At 53.6% G+C, this 1,275-nt stretch carries 1 protein-coding gene; it reads right to left on the bottom strand.

What is annotated here, in order from left to right; all coding sequences use genetic code 11:
* On the bottom strand, positions 1-1,255 hold a 1,255-nt coding region (locus HMPREF2967_RS12355), incomplete at its 3' end, for a Rep family protein (RefSeq protein WP_198531057.1).
* Positions 1,256-1,275 lie beyond the last annotated feature (20 nt).

Raw genomic sequence — 1,275 nt, 5'->3', positions numbered from 1 at the left:
TGGTGTAGCTGCCGCGTTCAACTTCAATGACAATCTGAATACGCCGGTAGGCCTGACCTTCATCTTCGGCTTTTTGCTCTACGTTGTAGCGGTCTTTGTACGTACCCGCCAGGCCGCTAATAAACTCCCTGTAGGGGGTTACAGCCGTGATGATGTTCACATGATTTACGAGTGTTACCTTCGAGTTCTTGACATTCATCACCATGTGGTCAGTGTCTTTGCGGTACGGACCGAGTACGCGGAAAACATCACCGCGACCGCCGCAGGCGTGAATGAATGAGGCGGCGCGCTTATCTTCCCAGATGATGATTTCTTCACCGTCGTAATTTTCAAACGTGACGTTGTCGGCTCCGACTTTGAAGATCCGCCAGCCAAACAGTGCTGCGAGAGCTTTCGCAATGGCTACAGCGGCCGCGTCCTTGCCCTTGCCGCCGTCACCGCAGATGTAGAAATTCATCACCTTCGAGGGCGGCACCAAACGACTGATGTAGTCGTTCCGCAAGATGCGCATATGCGAGAGATTCCCCTTTTTGACATAGATGTCGGGATACTCTTCGCGTACGTCTGCAAGGGTTAATTCACCGTCAGAGACCTTTTTGAAAACGTCCTTTTCATCGACCTGACGCTTTGCGCGTTTTTCTTCGTGCTCGTCGACCTTCTCCCAAAGGCGTGCGACGTTGGTGATGACTTCGCTACGGTCGTAAGTTTCCTTATCCGCCTGAGCGGGGTCTTCATGCGTCAAGTACTTGCAGAGCGGCAGAAACGCACTAGGCGGCTTGCCCTCTACGTACTGCGGTTGAACACCGAATGCCTTCGCGACCTCTGCAATCGATTTACGCGACTTGCAGAAGATGACGATGTGCCAATGAGCAGGCTTTTTGTCACCAACAGCTGCACCCTTCGGCGGCTTGTAATTACTCCTAAAGTCCTTCGGCGTGTACGCGTCGCGGTCGTGCAGAATGTATGCCCATTCGGTCATACCCTTCGGCGCAAGCGCTTCTTTAATGCGCTCCTCCGTGAGTAGGTCGCCGTAGCCGTCGTAAAACGCCTGTTGCGTAATGAAAAGTACGCTGAACTTCTTCTTGTCGTGGCCGTGCCACTTCCCACCTGGCCCAAACGGGCATTCGTCGGTGCCTACGAGTCGAAGAAGCTGCAGAGATTCCGGCAACGCCTTTACGGTCTGCGGCTCCGATTCCGGCGCTAGAGTTACGTCTTCCTCCGTGTGAGTTTCGTCACTTTTTGGGAGATTTAGCATTCTGCTGCACCTCCGTGACG

Source organism: Corynebacterium sp. HMSC059E07 (genome assembly GCF_001814395.1).
Taxonomy (GTDB): domain Bacteria; phylum Actinomycetota; class Actinomycetes; order Mycobacteriales; family Mycobacteriaceae; genus Corynebacterium; species Corynebacterium hesseae.
The sequence above is the reverse complement of the archived record's forward strand: the minus strand, read 5'-3'. Positions and strand labels throughout refer to the sequence as shown.